This is a genomic window from Cellulomonas jepli (assembly GCF_047229345.1).
In the GTDB taxonomy this organism is placed as follows: domain Bacteria; phylum Actinomycetota; class Actinomycetes; order Actinomycetales; family Cellulomonadaceae; genus Cellulomonas_A.
Genome location: NZ_JBFTER010000189.1, coordinates 1 through 2,741 on the forward strand (window position 1 = coordinate 1; position 2,741 = coordinate 2,741).

Below are 2,741 nucleotides of genomic sequence, written 5' to 3' on the forward strand. Positions count from 1 at the left end.
AGCAGGTGAGACGTGATGGCCGCGATGCGGGACGACCGGTGTCGTCATGCGGACCTGGCCGGCCGCCCGGGACGCCCGCCGTCGTCAGCCGGCGAGCGCCTCCGCGGCGAGCCGGACGCGCTCGCGGCCCCACGCGGCGAACGCGTCGAGCTCGGCCCGGTGCTCCGCGGCGAGCGCGCGCTCGGCGTCGTACAGCGCCGTCACGTAGGCGTCCACGAGGCCGGTCTCGTCCTTGCACCCCACGTCCGCGACCGCCTGCTCGACGAGCCCGGGGGTCACCGGGTCGGTGCTGGCCGGCACGGGGACCGCGTCGAGGTCGTACCCGCGGCGCGCCATGCAGGCGACCCACCCGTCGAGCGCGCGCACGACCGCCGGGTCCCGCTCCGCGCGCCCGAGCGCCTCGCCGTAGAGCCGCTCCTGGATGTGCCGGTCGACGGTGGGGTCCACCGGTGTGACCTTGTCGAACGCCCAGCCGCTGCAGCCGCCGCCCTGCGCCGGGCTGCGGCCCTGCGCCCCGGGGGCGTCGGCTGCACCCTCGCCGGTGAGCGCCGCGACGTAGGCCGGGTCGGGCGTGCGGGCCGCCTCCCGCTCGAGGCGCGCGCGCTCCGCGAGCCGGGCGTCGACGTCGAGCACCTGGTAGCCCGACGTGCGCGCCCGGTCGAGGCTCACGAGCCCGAGGAACCCGGCCCAGTGGGTCACGGGCTCGCCGAGGACACCGTCGGCGCCGGACGCGTCGTCGGTCCTGGACGCGCCGTCCACCCCGGACCTGCCGTCGGCCCCCGACGCGCCGCCCGCCGCGCCCGCGTCGGCGCGCCCGGAGCCGCCCACCTCGCCCGTCCCGCCCGCGTCGCCGGCCGCGCCTCCACCGGCGTCCGCGTCGCGCTCGACCGGGAAGCCGCGCTCCGCCATGCACCGCTCGGTCAGCTCCTCGACGGCACGCGCGACGGTGCCCGCCTCCGCAGCGCTCCACCCCCACGCGTCGAGCGGCGGCGGGCCGTGCTCCTCGAGCAGGCGCAGGTTGCCCGACGGGTCCGCGCCCGCGTCGACCGCGGCCTGCCCCGTCGCGCCCCGCCCCGGAGCGCCCGGCCCCGTCGCGCCCGGCGCCGGGGTTCCCGAGAGCGCCGCGGAGCTGCCCGGAGGCGGCTCGCCGCGGTCCGAGGCGCAACCGGCCGACGACCCGGCCACGAGGGCCGCCGCGAGCACGGCCACGGCCGCACGGCGCCCTGCGAGAACGGCCACCGCACGGCGCCCCGCGAGCACGGTCACGACGGCCCGGCGACCGGAGCGCCCGGGCTCCACCGTCGTCCCCCTCACGAGATCAGGAACGACCCGCTCCACCCGACCGCGCCCGTGACGAGGTTCCGGTTCCGCGCCCAGAGCGACGACGTCCCGGTGCCCCACTGGTTGCTGTAGGAGTAGGTGCTGCCCTGCCTGAGCCCGAGGCGTTCGGCGCCCTGCCCGGGATACCCGGCGCCGACCACTCCCGCGTACGTGTAGGGCTCGCTGCGGATACGGACCCCGTCGTGCAGGTAGTCGTACGCCTGCGCCGGTGTCGCGGCGGCGAGCCCGCCGAGCGCCAGGGCGGCGGAGAGGGTCAGGATCGTGACGGTGCGTCTGCTGTGCATGCTCGTACCTCGTCGTCGTGGCATGTGCCGCAGGCCCCCCGCGGCTGGCACGACCGTAGGGCGCCACGCGTCGGCGGGCAAAGGGCGACGTCAGGGCGGCGGCGAGGAGGCGCGGCGGCCGCAGGGAGGGCCGGGCGACGTGAAGCGGCGCGGCGGCGCGGGGCCCGGGGAGTGAACCGGCGCGGCGGCGCGCGGCAGGGGCACCGGGGTGGTGGTGCGGACCGGGCGCAGATCACCCGGCCAAAAGTGCCCGCGACGCCCGGTAGTAGGTTAATGTTTCAACCAGAAGGCCCGTTGCCTGCCCCCTGCGCAACGGGTCTTCTTCATGCCCGGACCCGCTCGGTACCGTCCTCGTCGAGGGACGACCGGGAGGTGCGCGATGGCGGGACCCACCGCGGAGTCGGTGCGGGCGGCGCTCACGGAGGCCGCCGACGAGGCCGAACGGGCGAAGATCGTGCGCCGCACGACCGACGACCGGACCACCGTGATCGGCGTGCGGATGGGCACCGTGTTCGCCATCGCCCAGGCGCACGCCGCGATGGGGCTGGGCGAGGTCGACCGGCTCCTCGTCAGCGACGCGTACGAGGAGCGCATGGTCGCCGTCAGCGTGCTCGACTTCCAGGCCCGCCGGCCGCGGATCACCGGCGACGAGCGCCGCGCGCTCTACGAGCTGTGGATGCGGCGCCTCGACCGGATCGACACGTGGGACTACATCGACCGCTCCGCTCCCCGCGTCGTCGGGCTCTACCTGCTCGACCGGCCGCGCGACGTCCTGTTCGACCTCGCGCGCTCGGCCGACCGCTGGCACCGCCGGGCCGCGGTCGTCGCCGCGTACTCGATCATCCGGTCCGGCGACCTCGACGACCCGCTCGCGCTGTGCGAGCTCCTCGCTGCGGACCCCGAGCGGTTCGTCCAGACCGCCGTCGGGACCGCGCTGCGCGAGATCGGGTACGTCGACCGGGCCCGCCTCGAGGAGTTCCTGGACCGGCGCGGCGCCGACCTGATCGCCGAGGCCCTGCGCACCGCCCGCACGGCGCTGCGCTGACCGAGCGGCGGACCCACCGTCGACCCGCCCGTGCCGACCGGCCCCCCCCCCCCCCCCCGCCCCAGTCGCTT

The 2,741-nt window shown here is 77.4% G+C and carries 3 protein-coding genes; 1 reads left to right on the plus strand and 2 read right to left on the minus strand.

What is annotated here, in order from left to right; genetic code table 11:
- Positions 1-84: 84 nt before the first annotated feature.
- Together AB6N24_RS22950 and AB6N24_RS22955 are read right to left on the minus strand one after the other, a co-directional pair.
- Positions 85-1,314, minus strand: a complete 1,230-nt coding sequence (locus tag AB6N24_RS22950) for a hypothetical protein (protein WP_412871671.1) — start codon at positions 1,312-1,314, stop codon at positions 85-87.
- The gene (locus AB6N24_RS22955; protein WP_412871672.1) at positions 1,311-1,625 is read right to left on the minus strand and encodes a hypothetical protein; all 315 of its coding nucleotides are present in this window, start codon (positions 1,623-1,625) and stop codon (positions 1,311-1,313) included. The genes AB6N24_RS22950 and AB6N24_RS22955 overlap by 4 nt, the downstream gene beginning before the upstream one ends.
- Before the next feature lie 379 nt (positions 1,626-2,004).
- Between AB6N24_RS22955 and AB6N24_RS22960 the strand changes: the two genes are divergently transcribed.
- A complete protein-coding gene (locus tag AB6N24_RS22960) occupies positions 2,005-2,670 on the plus strand; it encodes a DNA alkylation repair protein (RefSeq protein WP_412871673.1) in 666 nt (221 codons plus the stop codon).
- Positions 2,671-2,741: the final 71 nt, after the last annotated feature.